This window comes from Massilia soli (assembly GCF_016809835.1).
Classification (GTDB): Bacteria; Pseudomonadota; Gammaproteobacteria; order Burkholderiales; family Burkholderiaceae_D; genus Telluria_A; species Telluria_A soli.
Map to the genome: position 1 here is coordinate 47,738 of NZ_JAFBIL020000006.1, position 19,492 is coordinate 67,229.

The 19,492-nt window shown below is 67.3% G+C and carries 25 protein-coding genes; 24 read left to right on the plus strand and 1 reads right to left on the minus strand.

The genetic code is table 11. The features are described 5' to 3' along the window. The first annotated feature begins 430 nt into the window (after positions 1 to 430). Genes fliE through I4X03_RS15390 form a run of 17 tightly spaced genes read left to right on the plus strand, consistent with a single transcriptional unit; the run spans position 431 to position 13,779 of the window. Positions 431 to 793 (plus strand): flagellar hook-basal body complex protein FliE, encoded by a 363-nt coding sequence (gene fliE, locus I4X03_RS15310; protein ID WP_223469110.1) that lies wholly within the window; start codon positions 431 to 433, stop codon positions 791 to 793. Positions 794 to 806: 13 nt separating this feature from the next. Continuing rightward, entirely contained in the window at positions 807 to 2,498 is a 1,692-nt protein-coding gene (gene fliF / locus I4X03_RS15315) for a flagellar basal-body MS-ring/collar protein FliF (RefSeq protein ID WP_370660523.1), read from the plus strand. Continuing rightward, positions 2,479 to 3,513 (plus strand): flagellar motor switch protein FliG, encoded by a 1,035-nt coding sequence (locus I4X03_RS15320; RefSeq protein WP_223469111.1) that lies wholly within the window; start codon positions 2,479 to 2,481, stop codon positions 3,511 to 3,513. Before fliF ends, I4X03_RS15320 begins: the two co-directional genes overlap by 20 nt. Then, positions 3,510 to 4,196, plus strand: coding sequence for a flagellar assembly protein FliH (fliH, locus tag I4X03_RS15325; protein ID WP_223469112.1), 687 nt, complete (start codon positions 3,510 to 3,512; stop codon positions 4,194 to 4,196). The genes I4X03_RS15320 and fliH overlap by 4 nt, the downstream gene beginning before the upstream one ends. Continuing rightward, positions 4,193 to 5,509: a flagellar protein export ATPase FliI gene (gene fliI / locus I4X03_RS15330; protein WP_307735370.1), complete on the plus strand. Its 1,317-nt coding sequence runs from the start codon at positions 4,193 to 4,195 to the stop codon at positions 5,507 to 5,509. The genes fliH and fliI overlap by 4 nt, the downstream gene beginning before the upstream one ends. Continuing rightward, positions 5,506 to 5,943 (plus strand): flagellar FliJ family protein, encoded by a 438-nt coding sequence (locus tag I4X03_RS15335; protein ID WP_223469113.1) that lies wholly within the window; start codon positions 5,506 to 5,508, stop codon positions 5,941 to 5,943. Before fliI ends, I4X03_RS15335 begins: the two co-directional genes overlap by 4 nt. A gap of 19 nt (positions 5,944 to 5,962) precedes the next feature. Then, on the plus strand, positions 5,963 to 7,342 hold the full coding sequence (gene fliD, locus I4X03_RS15340) for a flagellar filament capping protein FliD (RefSeq protein ID WP_223469114.1): 1,380 nt from the start codon (positions 5,963 to 5,965) through the stop codon (positions 7,340 to 7,342). Between the two features lie 11 nt (positions 7,343 to 7,353). Further along, a complete protein-coding gene (gene fliS, locus I4X03_RS15345) occupies positions 7,354 to 7,743 on the plus strand; it encodes a flagellar export chaperone FliS (RefSeq protein WP_223469115.1) in 390 nt (129 codons plus the stop codon). Beyond that, the gene (locus tag I4X03_RS15350; RefSeq protein ID WP_223469116.1) at positions 7,736 to 8,053 is read left to right on the plus strand and encodes a hypothetical protein; all 318 of its coding nucleotides are present in this window, start codon (positions 7,736 to 7,738) and stop codon (positions 8,051 to 8,053) included. Before fliS ends, I4X03_RS15350 begins: the two co-directional genes overlap by 8 nt. Beyond that, a complete protein-coding gene (locus tag I4X03_RS15355) occupies positions 8,050 to 9,189 on the plus strand; it encodes a flagellar hook-length control protein FliK (RefSeq protein ID WP_223469117.1) in 1,140 nt (379 codons plus the stop codon). The genes I4X03_RS15350 and I4X03_RS15355 overlap by 4 nt, the downstream gene beginning before the upstream one ends. Before the next feature lie 2 nt (positions 9,190 to 9,191). Then, the gene (locus I4X03_RS15360) at positions 9,192 to 9,662 is read left to right on the plus strand and encodes a flagellar basal body-associated FliL family protein (protein WP_223469118.1); all 471 of its coding nucleotides are present in this window, start codon (positions 9,192 to 9,194) and stop codon (positions 9,660 to 9,662) included. 10 nt (positions 9,663 to 9,672) lie between these two features. Beyond that, entirely contained in the window at positions 9,673 to 10,443 is a 771-nt protein-coding gene (locus I4X03_RS15365; RefSeq protein WP_370660524.1) for a FliA/WhiG family RNA polymerase sigma factor, read from the plus strand. A gap of 16 nt (positions 10,444 to 10,459) precedes the next feature. Then, positions 10,460 to 11,392, plus strand: a complete 933-nt coding sequence (gene motA, locus I4X03_RS15370; RefSeq protein WP_223469119.1) for a flagellar motor stator protein MotA — start codon at positions 10,460 to 10,462, stop codon at positions 11,390 to 11,392. Further along, entirely contained in the window at positions 11,370 to 12,317 is a 948-nt protein-coding gene (locus I4X03_RS15375) for a flagellar motor protein MotB (RefSeq protein WP_223469471.1), read from the plus strand. The genes motA and I4X03_RS15375 overlap by 23 nt, the downstream gene beginning before the upstream one ends. Positions 12,318 to 12,352: 35 nt before the next feature. Then, positions 12,353 to 12,643 (plus strand): flagellar biosynthesis anti-sigma factor FlgM, encoded by a 291-nt coding sequence (gene flgM, locus I4X03_RS15380; RefSeq protein ID WP_223469120.1) that lies wholly within the window; start codon positions 12,353 to 12,355, stop codon positions 12,641 to 12,643. A gap of 1 nt (position 12,644) precedes the next feature. Then, positions 12,645 to 13,073: a flagellar export chaperone FlgN gene (gene flgN / locus I4X03_RS15385; RefSeq protein WP_223469121.1), complete on the plus strand. Its 429-nt coding sequence runs from the start codon at positions 12,645 to 12,647 to the stop codon at positions 13,071 to 13,073. Next, positions 13,060 to 13,779, plus strand: coding sequence for a glycoside hydrolase family 73 protein (locus tag I4X03_RS15390; protein WP_223469122.1), 720 nt, complete (start codon positions 13,060 to 13,062; stop codon positions 13,777 to 13,779). The genes flgN and I4X03_RS15390 overlap by 14 nt, the downstream gene beginning before the upstream one ends. Here I4X03_RS15390 and flgA read toward each other — a convergent pair. Beyond that, on the minus strand, positions 13,769 to 14,488 hold the full coding sequence (gene flgA, locus I4X03_RS15395) for a flagellar basal body P-ring formation chaperone FlgA (RefSeq protein WP_223469123.1): 720 nt from the start codon (positions 14,486 to 14,488) through the stop codon (positions 13,769 to 13,771). The genes I4X03_RS15390 and flgA overlap by 11 nt on opposite strands. Before the next feature lie 102 nt (positions 14,489 to 14,590). On the opposite strand from flgA, the gene flgB reads away from it, so the two are divergent. Genes flgB through flgH form a run of 7 tightly spaced genes read left to right on the plus strand, consistent with a single transcriptional unit; the run spans position 14,591 to position 19,492 of the window. Further along, the gene (gene flgB / locus I4X03_RS15400; protein WP_223469124.1) at positions 14,591 to 14,953 is read left to right on the plus strand and encodes a flagellar basal body rod protein FlgB; all 363 of its coding nucleotides are present in this window, start codon (positions 14,591 to 14,593) and stop codon (positions 14,951 to 14,953) included. 2 nt (positions 14,954 to 14,955) lie between these two features. Continuing rightward, the gene (gene flgC / locus I4X03_RS15405; protein ID WP_223469125.1) at positions 14,956 to 15,375 is read left to right on the plus strand and encodes a flagellar basal body rod protein FlgC; all 420 of its coding nucleotides are present in this window, start codon (positions 14,956 to 14,958) and stop codon (positions 15,373 to 15,375) included. A gap of 2 nt (positions 15,376 to 15,377) precedes the next feature. Then, the gene (locus I4X03_RS15410; protein WP_223469126.1) at positions 15,378 to 16,067 is read left to right on the plus strand and encodes a flagellar hook capping FlgD N-terminal domain-containing protein; all 690 of its coding nucleotides are present in this window, start codon (positions 15,378 to 15,380) and stop codon (positions 16,065 to 16,067) included. A gap of 11 nt (positions 16,068 to 16,078) precedes the next feature. Beyond that, positions 16,079 to 17,278, plus strand: a complete 1,200-nt coding sequence (locus I4X03_RS15415; protein ID WP_223469127.1) for a flagellar hook protein FlgE — start codon at positions 16,079 to 16,081, stop codon at positions 17,276 to 17,278. Between the two features lies 1 nt (position 17,279). Further along, positions 17,280 to 18,011 carry a flagellar basal body rod protein FlgF gene (locus tag I4X03_RS15420; protein WP_223469128.1) on the plus strand — a complete coding sequence of 244 codons (732 nt, stop codon included), beginning with the start codon at positions 17,280 to 17,282 and terminating at the stop codon, positions 18,009 to 18,011. Between the two features lie 33 nt (positions 18,012 to 18,044). Further along, on the plus strand, positions 18,045 to 18,833 hold the full coding sequence (flgG, locus tag I4X03_RS15425; protein WP_223469129.1) for a flagellar basal-body rod protein FlgG: 789 nt from the start codon (positions 18,045 to 18,047) through the stop codon (positions 18,831 to 18,833). Further along, positions 18,833 to 19,492, plus strand: a complete 660-nt coding sequence (flgH, locus tag I4X03_RS15430; RefSeq protein WP_223469130.1) for a flagellar basal body L-ring protein FlgH — start codon at positions 18,833 to 18,835, stop codon at positions 19,490 to 19,492. The genes flgG and flgH overlap by 1 nt, the downstream gene beginning before the upstream one ends.

Below are 19,492 nucleotides of genomic sequence, written 5' to 3' on the forward strand. Positions count from 1 at the left end.
TAGAGTTTACTGTGGGCATCGGTGATTGCTTTCCGAACGTGGCAAAGTGGGCAACTCTTTGTTTTATTGGAGAAAACAGTATAGCAGAGGCATTTTCGCGCAGTGAACAAAATTTCCACTTGGCACTACATTTTCCGTAGGGTAATATCAAACGCGATAAAGTGACGGACAGAAACTTCCAGAAGTAACATTTTGCTATGAACGATGGCCACTGGGCAAAGTCCGATGCAGTAATCAATAGACTATGTAGAAACGTGTTGGATTTTACCTACTCAGCGGCAATTATTTTCCGTATAAAAACATTTTTTGATGTGCGTCGCATTGCCCAGGCCTCACACTTGCGGTTTCCCCGTCGAGTTTGTTTCCGGGAAGATAAACTAGCGATAACCAATTGATTATTAACATAATTACCACTGCAGGGAAACATACCATGGAAGTTGGAAAAACGACAGCGAATGACTTTGCGAGCCTGATCAAGGCGGACCTGGCAGCGCTTGCCAACGACGCTGGCAACCTTGCCAACAGCGCGGTCATGCCGGCCGCGCCGGTATCTAACCAGGTCCTTCCGGCTGGTTTCTCGTTTACGCAGAGTATGAAAGATGCGCTGGGCAGCGTGAATGCCGAAGACAGCGCCGCCGGCATCCGCATGGCCGATGTCGACAGCGGCAAGAGCGACGACCTGGTCGGCGCGATGCTTGCCAGCCAACAGGCCAACCTTTCGTTCTCGATGCTGATGCAGGTGCGTAACAAGGTCATGGGCGCGGTCGACGAGCTGATCAAGTTGCCGGTCTGACCAGGAAGACACCGTGATCAACACCCTCAAATCCACGTTCGCCGGCAAGGGCTTCGGCAAGATGCCGGCCATGCCGGAGGCGCTGCGCAACAACCTGGCGCCGATGCTGGTGCTGGCGATCGGCATCACCGCCGCCGTCATGATGTATATCTGGAGCGACCAGAGCAGCTACAAGCCGGTGTTCGGCGCGCGCGAGAAAGTCGCCGCCAGCGACATGATGACGGTGCTCGACGCCGAACAGATTCCATACCGCCTGCACCCGGAAAGCGGCCAGCTGCTGGTGCCGGACGCGATGCTGGGCAAGGTCCGCATGCTGCTGGCCTCGAAAGGCGTCACCGCCCAGCTGCCGGCCGGCCTCGAACTGATGGACAAGAACGACCCGCTGGGCGTGTCGCAGTTTGTGCAGGACGTGCGCTTCCGCCGCGGCCTTGAAGGCGAACTGGCGCAAAGCATCCTGTCGCTCGACGCGATCGCCTCGGCCCGGGTGCACCTGTCGATCGCCCGCTCGACCTCGTTCATCGCCTCCGACGGCGAGAAGTCGTCGGCCTCGGTGGTGGTGGCGGTCAAGCCGGGCCGCGCCCTGTCGAACGAGCAGATCGCCGCGATCATCAACATGGTCGCCGGCAGCGTCTCGACCCTGGCGCCCGAGCGCGTCAGCCTGGTCGACCAGGGCGGCAACTACCTGTCCTCGCGCATCGACCTGTCCGAAGGCTTCGACGGCGCCAACCAGGGCGACGCCAACGCCAAGCGCATCACCGACGGCGTGCGCGCCAACGTCAATGAACTGCTCGGTCCGGTACTGGGCTCGGCCAACTTCAAGCTCAGCGTCACCGCCGACATCGACAACGACAAGGTCGAGGAAACTTCGGAAAAGTACGGCGAAGCCCCGAAAGTGACCAGCGAAGCGATGCGCGAAGAGCTGGAAAAGAACCGCATGGCGCTGGGCGTCCCGGGCACCCTGTCGAACCGCCCGCCGCAGGCCGAGGCGGCCGCCGGCGACGATGGCAAGCCGGCCGACGATGGCAGCGCGCGCAAGAACGCCACCACCCGTCAATACGCCTACGACCGCAACATCACCCAGATCAAGCGCAGCCGCGGCCGCCTCAAGAAGCTCAGCGTCGCCGTCGTGCTCAACAACAGCTCGGCGCCGGGCAAGGCTGGCTGGACCGCCGCCGAACTGGCGTCGTTCGACAACATCCTGCGCAGCGGCCTGGGCATCGACGCCGCGCGCGGCGACGTGCTGGCGGTGTCCGCCCTGGCCTTCCCGAAGCCAAGCGCCCCGGTCCAGTGGTGGGAAGAGCGCGACACCATCGTCGACATCAGCAGCTGGGTACTCTGGCTGGTCGGCGCGATCCTGGCCTACTTCCTGCTGGCCCGCCCGCTGCTGCGCATGCTCGGTTCACGCTTCACCGCCCAGCCGGCCCCGGCCGGCGCCGCTGCCGCGCTGGCCGCCCCTGGCGGCGCTGCCGCCGCGCTCGGCGCGCCTGCGCTGGCTGACGGCGGCGTGGCCGCCGCCGGCGCGGTGCCGGCGCTGCCGACCCCGATGACGGTAGTGCCGCTGCTGGAAAATTACGACCTGCCACCGTCCGGTTCGGCAGTCGATGTGATGGTCGACCACTTGAAGGTCCTGGCCGGCAAAGAGCCGGAACGGGTTGCGGAAGTCGTCAAACAATGGATGCAGAAAAATGGCCGAACTGAACACTAACTACGACGAGGACGACAGCGCGCAAGCGACGCTGTCGCCGGTCGAACAGGCTGCGATCGTGTTGCTGAGCATCGGCGAAGAGCCGGCCGCCGCCGTGCTGCGCTGCCTCGACCGCGACGAGCTGATCGAAGTGACCCAGGTGATGTCGCGCATGAGCGGCATCAAGGTCGACTCGGTGCGCGAAGCGATGCAGAATTTCTTCGACGACTACCGCCAGCAGTCCGGCGTGCACGGCGCCTCGCGCAGCTACCTCAAGCGCTCGCTCGACCTGGCGCTCGGCAGCGACATCGCCAACAGCGTATTGAACAACATCTACGGCGACGCGATCCGGCCGATGATGGCGCGCCTGCAGTGGGCCTCGCCGAAATGGCTGGCCGACTACGTCGCCAACGAACACGTGCAGATGCAGGCGGTGTTCCTGGCCTTCCTGCCGCCGGCGCTGGCGTCCCAGATCCTCGAAGCGCTGCCGCTCGAAGGCCGCGAGCTGGTGCTGCTGAACCTGGCCCGCCTCGACGAGATCGACCGCGACCTCTTGTCCGAGCTGGAAGAGCTGGTGGCGCGCTGCCTGTCGGCGCTCGACACCCAGAGCGCCAGCGTCGAAGGGGTGCGCCAGGTCGCCGAAATCCTCAACCGCCTGCCGGGCAACCGCGCCGGCATGGTCGAGCTGCTGCGCGCCCACGATCCGGAGATGGTGTCGGAAATCGAGATGAGCATGTACGACTTCTTCATCCTGTCGCGCCAGAGCGAGCAGACCATCACCCGCATCCTCGACGACGTGCCGCTCGACCAGTGGGCGATCGCGCTCAAGGGCGCCGAGCCGGCCGTGCGCGACGCCATCCTGACCTCGATGCCGCGCCGCCAGGCCCAGAGCTTCGAGGACCTGATGCGCCGCTCCGGCCCGGTGCCGATGAGCCGGATCGAGCAGACCCGCAAGGACATCATGGCCACCGTCAAGGCGCTGGCCGACGCCGGCGACATCGAGATCCAGCTGTTCGCCGAGGCAGTCGTCGAATGAAGCACTTCCGTCCTTACCACTTCCCGCCGCTGGCACACCGGCAGCCGGGCGCGCTGGCGCCCTCGCTGGACGCCGCCGGCCAATGGCAGGACGCCGTCAACGACGGTTTCAAGCAGGGACAGCAGGAAGGCTTCGACGCCGGCTACGACGCCGGCCGCGAACAGGGACTGGCCGCGGCCCACGCCGAAGGCCTGGCCCAGGGCCTGGCCGAAGGCCGCCGCCAGGCGCAGCTGGCCTACGAACAGGCCGCCAAGCCGGTCGACAGCATGCTCAAGGCGCTCAAGAAGCTGCGCAGCGACTACCGCGCCGCCCAGAGCACCGAGGTCGTCGAGCTGGTCGGCAAGGTCGCGCGCCAGGTGATCCGCGCCGAACTGGCGCTGCAGCCGGTCCAGCTGCTGGCGCTGGTCGAAGAGACCCTCGCGTCGATGCCGGGCACGCGTGAAGAAGTCGAGGTCTACCTGAACCCGGAAGAACTCAAGCGCATCACCGAACTCGATCCGAAGCGCGCCAAGAAATGGAATTTGCTGGCCGACCCGGCGATGCAGCCGGGCGAATGCCGCGTGCGCGCGGGCGACCACGAAGTCGACGCCGGCTGCCACGGCCGCCTGATCGCCGTCATGGAACAAGTGACCACCCAGCTGGAAGCGGCCGCCGAACACGCGGCCGAGGAACTGGCGGCATGATGGCCCTGGCCGACACCCTGCGCGCACTGGAAATCGGCGATGTGCCGGTGGCCACCCCGACCGGCCGCCTGGTCGGCGCCTCGGGACTGCTGCTCGAGAGCGTCGGCTGCCGCCTGCACACCGGCCAGCGCTGCCGCATCGAGACCGTCTCGGGCGAGTGGCTCGACGCCCAGGTGGTCGGGTTCCGCGACAAGGTGTCGTACCTGATGCCGTTCAAGCAGGCCGCCGGCCTGTCGACCGGCGCCCGGGTGTTGCCGGCGCCGACCGCCACCGCGCTGCAGATCGGCGACAGCTGGCTGGGCCGCATGGTCAATGGCCTGGGCGAGCCGATCGACAGCCTCGGGCGCCTCGGCGGCGAGCACCGCCTCGATCCGGTGCCGCCGCGCGTCAATCCGCTGCGCAAGCAGCCGGTGTCCGAGCCGCTCGACGTCGGCGTGCGGGCGATCAATTCCATGCTGACCATCGGCAAGGGCCAGCGCGTCGGCCTGATGGCCGGCAGCGGCGTCGGCAAGAGCGTGCTGCTCGGCCTGATCACGCGCCAGACCGTGGCCGACGTGGTGGTGGTCGGCCTGATCGGCGAACGCAACCGCGAAGTGCGCGAATTCGTCGAGATGTCGCTGGGCGAGGACGGCCTCAAAAAAGCCGTGCTGGTGGTGGCGCCGGCGGACGATTCGCCGTTGATGCGCATCCGCGCCACCGAACTGTGCCACGCGGTGGCCGCGCACTACCGCGACCAGGGCAAGAACGTGCTGCTGCTGGTCGACTCGCTGACCCGCTACGCGATGGCGCTGCGCGAAGTGGCGCTGGCGCTGGGCGAACCGCCGGCCACCCGCGGCTATCCGCCGTCGGTGTTCTCGGCCCTGCCGCAGCTGGTCGAAAGCGCCGGCAACGGCGAAAACCCGGCCGGCTCGATGAGCGCCATCTATACCGTGCTGGCCGAAGGCGACGACCAGCAAGACCCGGTCGTCGACACCGCCCGCGCGATCCTCGACGGCCACATCGTGCTGACCCGCGAACTGGCCGAACGCGGCCACTATCCGGCCATCGACGTGGCCCAGTCGATCAGCCGCTGCATGGCGCAGGTGGTGCCGCAGACGCACGCGCTGGCCGCGCGCAAGCTGAAAGCCTCGATGGCGCGCCACGCCCGCGTGCGCGACCTGATTCCACTGGGCGCCTATGTGCCCGGCGCCGACCCGGTCACCGACCTGGCGGTGCGCCTGCAGCCGCATATCGACACCTTTCTGTCGCAGGGCACGCGCGAAGCGGCGCCGCTGGGCGGCTGCATCGAACAACTTGAAGCGATGATGGCATGAGCCTGAAACACACCATCGACAGCCTGGGCACCCTGGTGCACCTGCGCGGCATCGAAGTCGACCGCCTGCAGGCCGAGATGGCGGCGCAGCGCGCCACCAGCGCGCGCTACCGCGACAACCTGGCGCGCCTGGACGGCCTGGCGCAAGGCAGCGGCCCGTCCGGCGCGCTGCCGCTGGCGCTGGCGCTCAACTGCGGCCACTACAAGCAGGCGGTGATGCAGATGGCCGATACCCACCGCACCGACCTGAGCCTGCATGAGGCGAACATGGCGCTGTCGCAGCGCGCCCTGACCTCGGCCTGGAGCAAGCGCGAGCTGCTCGGCCAGGTGCTGGAACAGAAACAGGACGCGGCCGACCTCGCGCAGCAGCGCGTCGACCGCAAGCGCCAGGACGACCTGGCAACCCAGGCCTGGATGGCCGGCCGCACCAAATAACAACAGGACGGGAATCATCATGGCAATCACTTCACCTACCTACGATCCGGCAACCACCGCTGCCGCGCTGGCGGAAAACTACGTCGCCAAGCGCCAGGAAGTCCAGGCCACCCAAACCAAGAAGGCGCAAGCCGCGGCCAAGGCGCTCAACGAGCTCAAGGGCGCGATTTCCAGCTACCAGGCCAGCCTGTACACGATGGCCACCAGCACCTCGATCCTGTCGCGCACCGCCAAGTTCGGCGACGAGGCCTTTGGCAGCGCCAGCGCCACCGCCGCCGCCAGCGCCGGCAGCTATTCGTTCTTCGTCGAGCGCCTCGCCACAGCCAGCCAGGTCGCCTTCAGCGCCATCCCGAACGCCGCCAGCAGCTCCGGCACCCTGGGCATCAGCCTGAACGGCGCGCCGTCGTTCAGCGTCGACCTGAACAGCGCCGACACCGACGGCCTGGCCGGCATGACCACGCGCGAACTGGCGATGGCGATCAACGCCGCGCCGGACAACAAGGGCAAGGTCTCGGCATCGGTGGTCAACATCAACGGCGTCGCCGAGCTGGTGCTGACGTCGCAGTCGACCGGCGCGGCCGGCACCATCACCCTCGACGCCAGCGGCATCACCGATGCGCCGCTGCAGGCGGCGCTCGACCCGGCCAACGCGCGCACGCTGGTCGCGGCCCAGGACGCGCTGATCCGCCTGGGCGCCGAGAACGGCACCGCGATCCAGCAAGCCTCGAATACCTTCACCAATATCGACGGCGTCAGCATGACCTTCACCAAGGCGCATGCGGCGGGTGCGGCCCCGGTCACCATCACGGTAGCCGCCGACAACAGCACGACCACCGCCAATGTGCAGAAATTCGTCAACGAATACAACCGCCTGAAATCGGTCATCGACGCCATGGTCAGCGCCGGCAACCCGGCCGAAAAGAAGGCCGCCGGCGTGTTCTCCGACGATGGCGGGGTGCGCGTGCTGCAGAACCGCCTGGTCAGCATCCTGCGCCAGGCCGGCACCGGCAGCCTGGCCGCCTACGGCATCACCGCCGCGCGCGACGGCACCCTGTCGCTCGATGCGGCGCGCCTGACCAAGCAGCTGGCAGTGGATCCAAACGGCCTCGACACGCTGATCGGCAAGGCCTCGGCCACCGCGCCGAGCGGCATAGCCGGCAACCTCGACAGCTACCTGAAACAGTGGAGCAGCGCGTCGAACGGCCAGATCAAGCAGCGCCTGGAATCCAACGACAAGCTGCTGGTGCGCCTCGAGCAGCGCCAGGAAGAACTCGACCAGCAATACAACGGCGCCTACCAGCGCTACCTGAAGCAGTTCACCATGCTGCAGGGCCTGCAAGCCCAGATGAATTCCAGCAGCAGCATGCTCGACGCGCTGTTCGGCAACAAGAAAGATTAAGAGAGAATCACATGTCCCATACCGAAGCCTACGGCGATTACCACGCGGTCAACCTCGATGCGCAGACCTCGCGCGCCTCGCCGGTCGAACTGGTGCTGCTGCTGACCGACGGCCTGCTCGACGAGCTGGCCCGCGCGCGCGCCCACATCGAGGCGCGCCGCTACGAGCAGAAGGCCGCCAGCATCGACAAGTGCGTCGAGATCATCAACGGCCTGTCGAGCTCGCTTGACCACGAACAGGGCGGCGAAGTCGTGGCCAACCTGGGCCGCCTGTACGATTTCTGCGCCGGCCGCCTGCACACCGCCGGCATCGCGCTCGACCCGGTGATGGTCGACGAAGTGGTCAAGATCCTCACCACCATCCGCCAGGGCTGGCTCGGCGTGCAGGCGCGCAATGGATAGGCGCGCCGCCATCGACGCGCTGCGCGACGCGCTGGCCACCTCGGCCGCCGCGCGCGACTGGGAGCGCCTGTGCGGCGCGGTCGCCAACCTGGCGCCGCAGCTGCAAACCATGCTGGCCGACGGCCCGTTCGACGCGGCCGAACTGCGCGCCGTCGCGCGCCTGCGCGCCTCGCATGCGCTGGCCGCCAAGGTCTGCGACGAGCAGCGCATGGAAGTCCTGGCGCGGATGACCGAACTGCAGGACAACAAGGCTGGCTGGATCGCCTACGCGCTTGACCACCAACACGAACTGAGCGAGAACCCGGCATGAACATGATGATCAGTACGCCGACGCCGGGTCCCGCCGCCACCCCGCTGGCGCAGGGCGCGCTTGCCGCAACGGCCGCCCCGGCCGGCGCCGGCGCGGCCGCGCCAGTCACCGCGTTCGCCGACTGGATGGGCCTGGACCTGTCCGGCGCGCCGCAGGAAGCGGCCGCCCCGGCCGACACCCTGCCTGCCGAACTGCAGGCCGGCGCCGATGGAGCCGCTGCCGATACCGAGGCCGGCAGCGACGGTGCCGCCGCCGACGGCAGCGCCGCACAGCAACAGGACCGGCCGCTGGCCGAAGAACTGCCGACGCTGGCGGCGATGATGCCTGCCATGCCGATGCCAATGCCAGTGCCGCTGCAGATGCCGACGCTGGCCGCCGCCGCGCCGGCGCCTGTGCGCAGCGACGCCGCGCCAGCGCCTGCCGGTGGCGGCGCCGCTGCCGCAAGCCTGACGGCGGCGTTCGCCGCGGCGCCGCGGCCGGCAGCGCCCGCGCCTGCAGCGCTCACCGGTGCGCCGATGCCGGCAACGCCGTTCCAGATCGCCGCCAAACCGGCCGCAACGGCAGCCGCGGCGCCGGCCACGGCCGCCATCGCCGCCGATGCCCCGGCCGCCGCCGACGCGCCTTCTCCGGTGGCCGCCAACGGCATCGCGCCATCCCAGCCAGCCGCGCCCGCCACCAGCGAGCTGAAGCTGGCCGCGGCCGCGCCCGCCGCCTGGCAGCAGCCGCTGCGCGAAGCGCTCGGCGAGCGCCTCCAGCTGCAGCTGTCGCGCAATATCGACCAGGCCGTGATCCGCCTCGACCCGCCCAACCTGGGCCGCATCGAGATCGCCATCCGCCACATGGCCGGCAGCCTGGAAGTGAATATTTCGGCAACCCACAGCGAAGTGGTGCGCCAGCTCAATACCATCAGCGAGACCATGCGCAGCGACCTGGCCTCGCGCCAGTTCACCGAGGTGGCGGTCAACGTCACCGGCGCCACCCGCACGCCAAGCGGCGCGCAGCAGGGCTTCGACCAGCAGGGCCGCCAGCGCCAGCAGGACGGCGCCCCTGATGAGACCGACCCAGGGCGGGCGTTGGCTGAAGCCGGCAATCCGTCATCCACCTTTTCACTGAACAGCCGTGAGTCCAGCGTATGAAAATGAAACTTAGCTCCATGCTCGCCTTTGCCGGCGTCGCCCTGTTCAGCGCCGCCATTGCCGGCGGCGCGATGTGGTGGTACGGCCCGCACGACGCCGTCGCTGGCGCGGCGAGCGCAGAAACGGCCCAGCCGGTGATCGACGAAGACAAGGCGCCAGCCCGCTACGTCACGCTCGACAAGGTCATTGTGATGTTAAAGCGCAACGCCGGCGACACCCAGGCGCACTACATTTCGACCGACCTGGTGTTGTCGACCACAGAGGAAAACGAGAAGAAGGCCAAGGAACACCTGCCTATGCTGCGGACCGTTGCGGTGCGCGCCCTGTCAAGCTATGCCATGAATGAAGCGTCGGCGATGACGGTAGAGCAATTTGCCGACCGCCTGAACACCGCGTTCGAAGCCACTTATGCCGCGGAAAAGACTGCAAAGCCTTTCACCGAAGTCATGATTGGCAAACTGATCATCGAATAAGAAGACCACCTTGGCCTACTCCACCGATTACACCGACCATGCCGCCGACTACGCGGCCGACCACGCGGGCGATTACGCCAGCGCGGCGGCCGCGTCCGGCATGAGCGCGCGCGAAGAGCAGCAGCAGCTGGTGGCGTATGCGCCGCTGGTCAAGCGCATCGTGCGCCAGCTCGGTGCGCAGGTGTCGGGCGTGATGGGCCGCGAGGACATGGAACAGATCGGCCTGATGGGCCTGCTGGAAGCGCTGCGCCGCTATGGCATGCCGGACACCGGCTTCGGCAGCTTCGCCAGCCTGCGCATCCGCGGCGCCATCCTGGATGAACTGCGGCGCATGGACTGGCGTCCGCGCACCGTGCGCCAGGACAGCCACAAGACCCGCGACGCGGTGCGCGCGCTGACCCGCAAGCTGGGCCGCGAGCCGAGCGCGCAGGAAGCGGCCGACGCGCTGGGCATGACGCTCGATGCCTACCGCCAGCACGAGCTGGACGACAACGCCGGCGAACTGCTGAGCTTTGACGAAGTGCTGCAGGAAGCGGCCGAGCAAGCCCATTCGACCCCGGGCCCGGAAGTGGCGTACCTGGTCAGGCGCGGCCTCGAGCAGGCGCTCGGCGCGCTCGACGAACGCGAGCAGCGGGTGATCCAGATGATTTACGAATTCGAGCTGAGCTACAAAGAAATCGCCGCCGTGCTGGACCTGTCGGACGCGCGCGTCTGCCAGCTCAACAAGCAGGCGCTGGGAAAAATGAAGGCCGCCCTGGCTGGCGTCTCGAACACGAAGTAAAAGAAAAGGAAACATCATGCAACAAGTCGTCGGCATTTTCATCGTCCTGGGCTGCGTCTTCGGCGGCTTCGCCCTGATGGGCGGCACCTTCGAGGCGATCTTCCACCCGGTCGAGGTGTTGATCATCGGCGGCGCCGGCCTGGGCGCGCTGGTGCTGGGCAACCCGACCCACGTGCTCAGCGAGATGGCTTACCAATTGCGCAAGATCGTCATGCGCAAGAAGCCGAGCTCGGAATCGCAGCGCCAGCTGCTGCTGTTGATGTATGAATTGCTGCAGACCGCCGCCGGCGGCCTGAAGGCGCTCGACGCCCACGTCGAAGACCCGGCCGCCAGCCCGGTATTCCAGCGTTATCCGCTAATCCTGGAAGAGCCGAAGCTGATCGCCTTCATCGTCGACAACTTCCGCCTGATGGCAATGGGCAAGATCAACGCGCACGAGCTCGAAGGCGTGCTGGAGCAGGAACTCGAAGCCATTCACGAAGAGCTGGTGCAGCCGTCGAAGTCGCTGCACAAGATCGCCGAAGCGATGCCCGGTTTCGGCATCCTGGCCGCGGTGCTGGGCATCGTGATGGCGATGAACTCGGTGGCCGGCGGCGCCGACGCCGGCGAGATTTCGGCCAAGGTGGGCGCGGCGATGGTCGGCACCTTCCTCGGCATCTTCTTCTGCTACGGCGTGCTCGACCCGATCAGCAACATGATGAAGCAGCTGGTCAACGAAGAAGCGGCCAACATGGAAACCGTCAAGGTGGTGCTGGTCACCCACGTGTCGGGCAAGCCGGCGCTGCTGGCGATCGACGCCGGGCGCCGCCTGGTGCAGCTCAACATCAAGCCGAGCTTCGCCCAGCTCGAGAGCTGGATCAATGCGATGGGCGGCGGTGACGACGACCTGGCGCCGCCGCGCCGCCGTCAGGGCGATGGCCGGGGAGATGCGCGTGCAAAAGCCGCATGACAAGAAGCACGGCGAGCATGCGGTCATCAAGCGCGCTGGCCGCAAGCATGCCGAAGACGACCACGGCGGCGCCTGGAAAGTGGCGTTCGCCGACTTCTGCCTGGCGCTGATGGCGCTGTTCCTGGTGCTGTGGCTGATGGCCGCGCGCGAACAGCAAAGCCTCAAGGCGGTGGTGCAGGAAATGAGCAGCAGCTATACCGACGCCGCCGGCCACAAGCCGAGCATCGGCGGCGGCCCGCGCGGCAGCCTGATCGAGCGCTTCGCCCTGCCCCACCACGGCGATTCGAACAGCCCGGACAGCGGCCAGCAGCGCCGCATGTACGACAGCCCGTCCGACCTGGCCGAACTGTCGAAGGTGCTGGCGGCGATGAGCGCCGACGCCGGCCTGGCGTCGAACCTGGAAGCGGTGGTGATGCCGTACGGCCTGCGCGTGATGCTGCATGACACCGAGAAGCAAGGCATGTTCATGCTCGGCAGCGCCAAGCCGACCGAGCGTTTCGTGGCGCTGCTGGACAAGATGGGCCCGCTGTTTGCCAAGATGGAAAACCAGATGCTGATGGTTGGCCACACCGATTCGCTGAAGTACGCCGACGACCCGGACGGCCGTTCCAACTGGACCCTGTCGTCGGCACGCGCGATGGCGGCCCGCGCCGTCCTGATGCGCGGCGGCATGCACACCGAAAGCGTGCTGCAGGTGGTCGGCATGGCCGACCGCTCGCCGCTCGATCCGGCCAATCCGGCGGCGTCGACCAACCGCCGCATCGAATTGCTGATCTTGACGCGCAAGCAGGCCGACAGCGTCGCTGCGATGTTCGGTCCGCGCACCAAGGGCCAGGCCCTGGTGCCGGGCGCCGACGTCGGCCTGGCCGAACCGGCCGAGCTCGACCAGCTGCGCGGCAATCTGACGGGCGCCAAGGCGCAATAACTATGACGATTCAATCCAGGACCCGAGGTCAACGCATGAAGATCAACAGCGGCACCACCCCATCGGACTCGTTCGCGCTGAACCGCACCGGCGCATCAGGCGGCGCCGAAGCGGCGTCCACCGTCGCGCCAGGCGCCGGCGGCGCCGGACCGAAGGCCGCGCTGCAGTCGGAAGTGCTGCAGCCGGCCATGGCGGCGCTGCGCGAGATGCCGGAAATCGACAGCCAACGCGTGGCCGAGCTGCGCGACCTGCTGGCCAAGGGCGAATTGCCGTTCGACGCAGGCCGCCTGGCTGGCTTGATCCAGCGTTTCCACGGCGGCAAATAAGATGAGCAAGATGACACGCGACCAGGCAGTGGCCAAGCTGGCGGCCGGCATCCAGGCCGACCTGGCGGCGTCGTCGACCCTGCTCGAGCTGCTCGAACGCCAGTTCGACGCCGCGCTGCGCCACCGCAGTGCGCAGCTGGCCGAACTGGCCGACCTGCTGATGCCGGCGCTGGAGGCGATGGAACAGCGCCGCGTGCAGCGCGTGGCGCTGGTGCGCGCCCTGCTCGGCCCGGACGCCGACATGGCCCAGCTGATCGCCAGCCTGGCCGCGCCGACGCGCGCGGCGGTCGCGGCAGACTGGCACGCGCTGGAACAGATGGTCCTGGAATGCAAGCGCCTGAACGCGCGCAACAGCGCGCTGGTAACCGAACAGTATTCGATCATGCAGCGCGTGCTGCACGGAGAGGAACAGACCTATGCGCCACGCTGAGTTCCACACCGCGCCGGTCGCGCCGCTGGCGCCGACCCAGTCGGCCCGCCCTGCCAGCGCGGTAGGCGGCGGCAGCGGCTTCGGCCGCGTGTTCAGCGAGATGCAGGGCGAGATCGCCGACTTCATCAGCGAAGGCGGCGGCGCGTCTGGGGCCACCAGCTTGAGCGTCGAAGGCCGCATGTGGCAGGCGCGCAGCCAGGGCACGGCGACGACGGCCGCCATGGATGGGTTCAATCCGGCGCCATCGCAGGAAGAGTTCCTCGACAACATCGCTCCGTGGGCGCGTGAAGCGGGCGAGCGCCTTGGCGTCGCGCCGGAACTGGTGCAGGCCCACGCCGCGCTCGAATCGGGCTGGGGCCAGCGTCCGCTGACCAATGCCGCCGGCGACAGCACCCACAACCTGTTCGGCCTGAAAGCGAGCGGCAAGTGGCAGGGCGATGTGTCTGAATCGCTGACCACGGAATTCGAGCACGGCGCGGCCGTCAAGAAAACCGAGCGCTTCCGCGCCTATCCGGACCAGGCCAGCGCGTTCCGCGATTACACCCAGATGCTGTTGGAAAATCCACGCTACAAGGGCGCGATCGGCGCCGGCAGCGATGCGCGCGCCTTCGCCGAAGGCCTGGCGCGCGGCGGTTACGCCACCGACCCGCAGTACGCGGCCAAACTGGCGCGCCTGGCGACGCGCCTGCAGGGAGTCAGCGAATGACCGGCGCCTCGGCCGCCGGTGCGACCATGCCGGTCGCGGTGACGCGCATGCGCACCACGCGCCCGTTGGCGACGTTGCGCACCCGCACCACCGCGCCGAGCGCGCCGCTGTCGAGCGCTTCGCCGGCCGTGCTGACCTCGATCGCCTCGATCCGCGCCAGCATCACCACCGGATCGCCGCGCTTGACCAGGATCGGCGCGGTCAGCTGGCTCTGGCGCAGCACTTCGCCGGCCCGCAGCGAGCGCTTGCTGGCCTGCCCTAGCGCCGCTTGCGCGCCGATGGTGTCGGACAGCGAACTGATGTCGCGGCGCTCGAACACGATGTCGGCGTCGCTCAGCAGCTGCCCGGCCGCGACCGGCCCGGCCGTCACCGCCACGTTGGCGCTGATCCTGGCGCGCACAATGTACTCGTATCGCCAGTCGCCACTGCGCCCGCCCGGTGTGTTTTTACAGCTCACGGCAAAGCGCATGCGCGCGGCGTTGCGGGTGTCGACCGGATCGACCGTCAACGGCTGCGCGCAGGCAGGCGCGGCGCGCGGCGTGACCACGCTGATGGCGAATTCCGGCTGGTCCAGCCCGGACGCCTCGGCCTGCCGCTCCAGCTGGGCCCGCGCCGCCGCTTCCAGCGTGGCGGCCAGGGTCGGCGCGGCGGCCTGCACTGCGCCTGCAAGCAACAGCATCAACAAGGTAGCGCAGCGGATGTCGGACATGGAAAACACCTTTGACAATGTTGCGCGCGGGGCAAGCCGCCCTGCGCTGGCCATTCATTCTAACAAGTTCACACTGCAGTTCACTCAACGGAGGAGCGTTCAATGACGATTAATTTCCAAAAGGCACTGGGAGTCCATGCGGATGCCCTGGAGTTGCGCGCCGAACGCACCCGCGTGCTGGCGTCCAACATTGCCAACGAAAGTACGCCAGGCTTCACCGCGCGCGACATCGACTTCGCCAGCGTGCTGCAGGAGCGGGTCGACGGCGACGCCGGCGCCCTGCCCAGTTTCGGCGATGGCAGCGCGCAGTACCGCGTGCCGTTCCACCCTAGCGCCGACGGCAACACCGTCGAAATCGGCGTCGAACAAGCGGCGTTTTCGCAGAACGCTTCCGATTTCAACACCAGCCTCACCTTCATCAACATGAAGTTGCGCGGCCTGGCCAAAGTCATCGCAGGACAATAACCATGAGCTTCAAGGACATTTCCCAAATTGCAGGCTCGGCCATGGCGGCGCAGTCGGTGCGCCTCAATACCGTGGCCTCCAACCTCGCCAACGCCGACTCGGTCGGCGGTTCGGAAGGCGAAACCTACCGCGCGCGCAAGCCGGTGTTCGCGGCCATTATCGACAACGGCAGCGGCCGCCTGACCCCGGGCAGCCAGGTGCAGGTGCTCGACGTCGTCGAGAGCGCCGAACCGCTGCGCAAGGCCTACGAGCCGGACAATCCGGTGGCCGATGCCGACGGCATGGTGTTCTACCCGAACGTCAACCAGGTGGCCGAGATGACCGACATGATGGCGGCCTCGCGCGCTTTTGAAACCAATGTAGAGGTGCTGGGACGGATCAAGTCCATGCAGGCATCGCTGCTGCGTCTTGGCGAAGGCTGATCATGTTCTTCAATAACGTCAACAATAGCGGCGCCAAGGGCCCGAACGGCGCCGACCAGGTCTCGGCGCAAGCGCCCGGCAGCGAAACCTCCGACATGTTCACCAAGCTGCTGGTGGCGCAGATCCGCAACCAGGACCCGCTCGCCCCGAGCGACCCGGCGCAGTTCGTCAACCAGCTGTCGCAGCTGAGCCAGACCGAGGCGATGCAGAGCATGTCCAAGGTCAGCAGCTCGCAGGCCAGCATCCTGCAAAGCCTGCAGGTACTGGCGCTCGGCGCGCAAGTGGGTTCCGATGTCATGGTGGCGGCCGGCAGCGTCCAGCTCGACGGCGCAAAAGTCTCGGGCAGCATCGAACTGACCGCCGCCAGCGCCGCCACCGACCTGGTGCTGACCGGCGCCGACGGCGTCAAGCACACCATCGCGCTCGGCTCGCACCGTTCCGGCCCGCTGGCGTTCACGATCGACCCGCAGCAGCTCGGCCTGGCGCCGGGACGCTACAGCATGCAAGTGTCGGCCAGCAATGGCCAGTTCCCGGAAGTGGAAATCGCCGGCCGCCTGGAAGCGGTGCGCATGTCCGCCGCCGGCGGCATCATCCTGAAGGTGGCTGGCGTGGGCGAAGTCGCTCCGTCCTCCGTCACCGGTTTTAACGGCAAGTCCACTGCGGCTGCTGCTACCCCTACCTACGCTATCTAAAGGAATACATCATGAGTTTCGAAATCGCACTGTCGGGTATCCAGGCCATCAACCAGCAGCTGGAAACCACTTCCAACAACATCGCCAACGCCGGCACCTACGGCTTCAAGAGCTCGCGCGTGAACTTCTCGTCGATGTACGCAGGCGCGCAAGCGACCGGCGTCGAAGTCGGCTCGATGACCCAGAGCATCGGCCAGAACGGCGGCGTGATGACCACCGGGCGCGGCATGGACGCCTCGATCGACGGCCGCGGCTTCTTCGTCAGCCGCGACGGGCAGGGCCTGATGGCCTACAGCCGCGTCGGCATCTTCTCGGCCGACAAGCAGGGCTACCTGGTCGACAGCAACCAGCGCCGCGCGCAAGGCTACGCCGCCGTGGTCGGCTCCGCCGCGCAAGGCGCGATGGGCGACATCAAGGTACCGACCGGCCAGATCCCTGCCGCCGCCAGCACCAAGGTCGACTATGTCGGCAACCTGTCGGCCGACTGGGCGCCACCGACGGTGACCCCGCTGAACGTGTCGAACAAGGATTCGTACAACATGTCGAAGCAGTCGATCGTCTACGATTCGCTCGGCACCCAGCACACGCTGTCGCAGTACTTCGTCAAGACCGCCACCCCGGGCCAGATCGAGGTGTACTACAGCTTCGACGGCGCCGCGCCGGCCGCCGCGCCAAGCGCCACGCTGAGCTTCAACTCGGTCGGCCAGCTGACCGCGCCGCTGGCGCCGGTCACGCTCAACGTGGCTGCCCCGGGCAACGGCGCCGCCGCGCTGGCGGTCAACGTCGGCTACACCGGCACCACCCAGTTCGCCGGCGAAGCGATCACCACCACCAACAGCACCGACGGCTATGCGTCGGGCACCTTCGTTGGCGTCGAGCTGGGCCAGGACGGTTCCGTCATCGCCAAGTACAGCAACGACGAGCAGCAAGTGGTCGGCACCCTGGCGCTGGCGACCTTCGCCGACGAAGGCTCGCTGACCGCCACCAGCGACACCAGCTGGCGCGAAAGCTCGGCCTCCGGCGTTGCGCTGTACGGTTCGCCAGGCACCGGCCTGTCGGGCAAGCTCAACACCGGCGCGCTGGAGCGTTCCAACGTCGACATCACCTCCGAACTGGTGGGCCTGATGACCTCGCAGCGCAACTACCAGGCCAACTCGAAGGTGATCTCGACCCAGAACACCATGATGCAAGCCTTGATGCAGGCGCTGTAACATGGATAAGCTGATCTTCACCGCACTGTCGGGCGCGGAGCGCGCGCTGCGCTCCCAGCAGGTCCACGCCAACAACCTGGCCAACATGGACACCACGGGCTTTCGCGCCAACATGGAAGTGACGGCGGCGCAGTCGCTCGAAACCGGCTTCGGCTACGACGACCGCCACATGGCGAACATGAAGTCCGACGCGCTGTCGACGCGCCAGGGCACGGTCAAGGAAACCGGCCGCGACCTCGACGTGGCGGTGGCCGGCAACGGCTACCTCGCGGTGCAGTTCGGCCCCAGCGAAGCCTACACCCGCGCCGGCAATATCGAGATCGACGCCGACGGCGCGCTGTCGGTCGGCGGCCACGCGCTGCTGGGCGACGGCGGCCCGATCGTGCTGCCGCCGTTTAACGCGGTCTCGATCGGCGCCGACGGCACCATCTCGATCCTGCCGCAGGGCGGCGCCATCGACATGCAGGTGGTCGACAAGCTCAAGCTGGTCAACGGCGAAGCGGGCGAGCTGACCAAGAACGAGGCGGGCCTGATCGTGGCGCGCAACGGCGACCAGCTGGCGGCCGACCCTGCCGTCAAGGTGCAGAGCCGCCACCTGGAAGGCAGCAACGTTTCGGCCGTCGAAGAAATGATCGCCACCATGAGCCTGAACCGCAGCTTCGAGATGCAGATGAAGCTGTTCAAGGCCAGCGACACCATGAATGAAGCGGGCAACCGCCTGCTCGGCGCGTAACGCGGCCGCACCCCAACCAATCAGGAGCAAACCATGAATCCAGCAATGTGGATCAGCAAGACCGGCGTACAAGCCCAGGATGCCAAGCTGCAGACCATCGCCAACAACCTGGCCAACGTCAACACCGTCGGCTTCAAGCGCGACCGCGCCGTGTTCGAAGACCTGTTTTACCAGGTCGAGCAGCAGCCGGGCGCCCAGCGCGCCGACAACACCTTGTCGCCGTCCGGCGTCCAGCTCGGTAACGGCACCCACCTGGTCGGCACCCAGAAGGTCTTCACCAACGGCTCGATCCAGACCACCAGCCAGCCGCTCGACGTGGCCATTTCCGGCAACGGCTTCCTGCAGGTGCGCCGTCCCGATGGCGAGCCGGCCTACACCCGCGCCGGCCAGCTCGGCGTCGACGCCAATGGCACCCTGGTCAACGCTTCCGGCCTGCCGCTGGTGCCGCAGATCACGGTCCCGGCCAACGCCACCGCGATCACCATCGGCGAAAACGGCATGGTCTCGGCGACCATCCCGGGCAGCACCCAGCCGTCCGAACTGGGCCAGCTGACCCTGACCGCGTTCGTCAACCCGACCGGCCTGCTGGCCCTCGGCGAAAACCTGTTCCAGGAAACCGCCGCCAGCGGCCAGGCCAACGAAGGCACGCCGGGCGAAGGCGCGTTCGGCAAGCTCAAGCAAGGCGCGCTGGAAGGCTCGAACGTCCAGGTGGTCGAAGAAATGGTCGACATGATCGCGGCCCAGCGCACCTACGAGATGAACACCAAGGTCTTGTCGGCGGCCGACAACATGCTGCAATACCTGGCACAGGCGGCGCGCTGATGAAAGCCGTACTGATGCTGGCAGCTGGCGCCCTGCTGGCCGGTTGCGCCAGCGTGGGCTTGCCGCCGGCCGCGCCAAGCATGGCCGAACAGACCGCGCCGCTGCCGCGCGCCGCGGTGCGCGGCGGGCTGTCGGGCGGCGTGTTCAATGCCGACGCGGTGCCGCTGACGTCCGATGCGCGCGCCTTCCGCACCGGCGACGTGGTCACCGTGTTCCTTGAAGAAACCACCCAGGCCAGCAAGCGCGCCGGCACCAGCATCAGCAAGGATTCCAGCGTCGGCGTCACCCCGGCCGGCCTGCTCGGCAAGACCTTCCCGAAAACCGCGGTCGACATCTCGGCCGAACGCAGCTTCAGCGGCGACGCCACCAGCACCCAGCAGAACGCGCTGTCCGGCGCGCTGACCGTGATCGTGCAGGAAGTGCTGCCGAACGGCTTGCTGCGCGTGGCCGGCGAAAAGAGCCTGACCCTGAACCAGGGCGAAGAATTCGTGCGCCTGTCGGGCTTCCTGCGCGCCGCCGATATCGACAACGACAACCAGGTGTCGTCGCTGCGCGTGGCCAATGCGCGCATTTCGTATTCCGGCAAGGGCGCCCTGTCCGATGCCAACCAACCCGGCTGGCTGACGCGCTTCTTCGTCAGCCCATGGATGCCTTTCTAA

Excerpts from the sequence above, each read along its gene's own strand:
- fliE (WP_223469110.1), top strand. The coding sequence starts at position 431 with ATGGAAGTTGGAAAAACGACAGCGAATGACTTTGCGAGCCTGATCAAG.
- I4X03_RS15320 (WP_223469111.1), top strand. The coding sequence starts at position 2,479 with ATGGCCGAACTGAACACTAACTACGACGAGGACGACAGCGCGCAAGCG.
- fliH (WP_223469112.1), top strand. The coding sequence starts at position 3,510 with ATGAAGCACTTCCGTCCTTACCACTTCCCGCCGCTGGCACACCGGCAG.
- fliI (WP_307735370.1), top strand. The coding sequence starts at position 4,193 with ATGATGGCCCTGGCCGACACCCTGCGCGCACTGGAAATCGGCGATGTG.
- I4X03_RS15335 (WP_223469113.1), top strand. The coding sequence starts at position 5,506 with ATGAGCCTGAAACACACCATCGACAGCCTGGGCACCCTGGTGCACCTG.
- fliD (WP_223469114.1), top strand. The coding sequence starts at position 5,963 with ATGGCAATCACTTCACCTACCTACGATCCGGCAACCACCGCTGCCGCG.
- fliS (WP_223469115.1), top strand. The coding sequence starts at position 7,354 with ATGTCCCATACCGAAGCCTACGGCGATTACCACGCGGTCAACCTCGAT.
- I4X03_RS15350 (WP_223469116.1), top strand. The coding sequence starts at position 7,736 with ATGGATAGGCGCGCCGCCATCGACGCGCTGCGCGACGCGCTGGCCACC.
- I4X03_RS15355 (WP_223469117.1), top strand. The coding sequence starts at position 8,050 with ATGAACATGATGATCAGTACGCCGACGCCGGGTCCCGCCGCCACCCCG.
- I4X03_RS15360 (WP_223469118.1), top strand. The coding sequence starts at position 9,192 with ATGAAACTTAGCTCCATGCTCGCCTTTGCCGGCGTCGCCCTGTTCAGC.
- motA (WP_223469119.1), top strand. The coding sequence starts at position 10,460 with ATGCAACAAGTCGTCGGCATTTTCATCGTCCTGGGCTGCGTCTTCGGC.
- I4X03_RS15375 (WP_223469471.1), top strand. The coding sequence starts at position 11,370 with ATGCGCGTGCAAAAGCCGCATGACAAGAAGCACGGCGAGCATGCGGTC.
- flgM (WP_223469120.1), top strand. The coding sequence starts at position 12,353 with ATGAAGATCAACAGCGGCACCACCCCATCGGACTCGTTCGCGCTGAAC.
- flgN (WP_223469121.1), top strand. The coding sequence starts at position 12,645 with ATGAGCAAGATGACACGCGACCAGGCAGTGGCCAAGCTGGCGGCCGGC.
- I4X03_RS15390 (WP_223469122.1), top strand. The coding sequence starts at position 13,060 with ATGCGCCACGCTGAGTTCCACACCGCGCCGGTCGCGCCGCTGGCGCCG.
- flgA (WP_223469123.1), bottom strand. The coding sequence starts at position 14,488 with ATGTCCGACATCCGCTGCGCTACCTTGTTGATGCTGTTGCTTGCAGGC.
- flgB (WP_223469124.1), top strand. The coding sequence starts at position 14,591 with ATGACGATTAATTTCCAAAAGGCACTGGGAGTCCATGCGGATGCCCTG.
- flgC (WP_223469125.1), top strand. The coding sequence starts at position 14,956 with ATGAGCTTCAAGGACATTTCCCAAATTGCAGGCTCGGCCATGGCGGCG.
- I4X03_RS15410 (WP_223469126.1), top strand. The coding sequence starts at position 15,378 with ATGTTCTTCAATAACGTCAACAATAGCGGCGCCAAGGGCCCGAACGGC.
- I4X03_RS15415 (WP_223469127.1), top strand. The coding sequence starts at position 16,079 with ATGAGTTTCGAAATCGCACTGTCGGGTATCCAGGCCATCAACCAGCAG.
- I4X03_RS15420 (WP_223469128.1), top strand. The coding sequence starts at position 17,280 with ATGGATAAGCTGATCTTCACCGCACTGTCGGGCGCGGAGCGCGCGCTG.
- flgG (WP_223469129.1), top strand. The coding sequence starts at position 18,045 with ATGAATCCAGCAATGTGGATCAGCAAGACCGGCGTACAAGCCCAGGAT.
- flgH (WP_223469130.1), top strand. The coding sequence starts at position 18,833 with ATGAAAGCCGTACTGATGCTGGCAGCTGGCGCCCTGCTGGCCGGTTGC.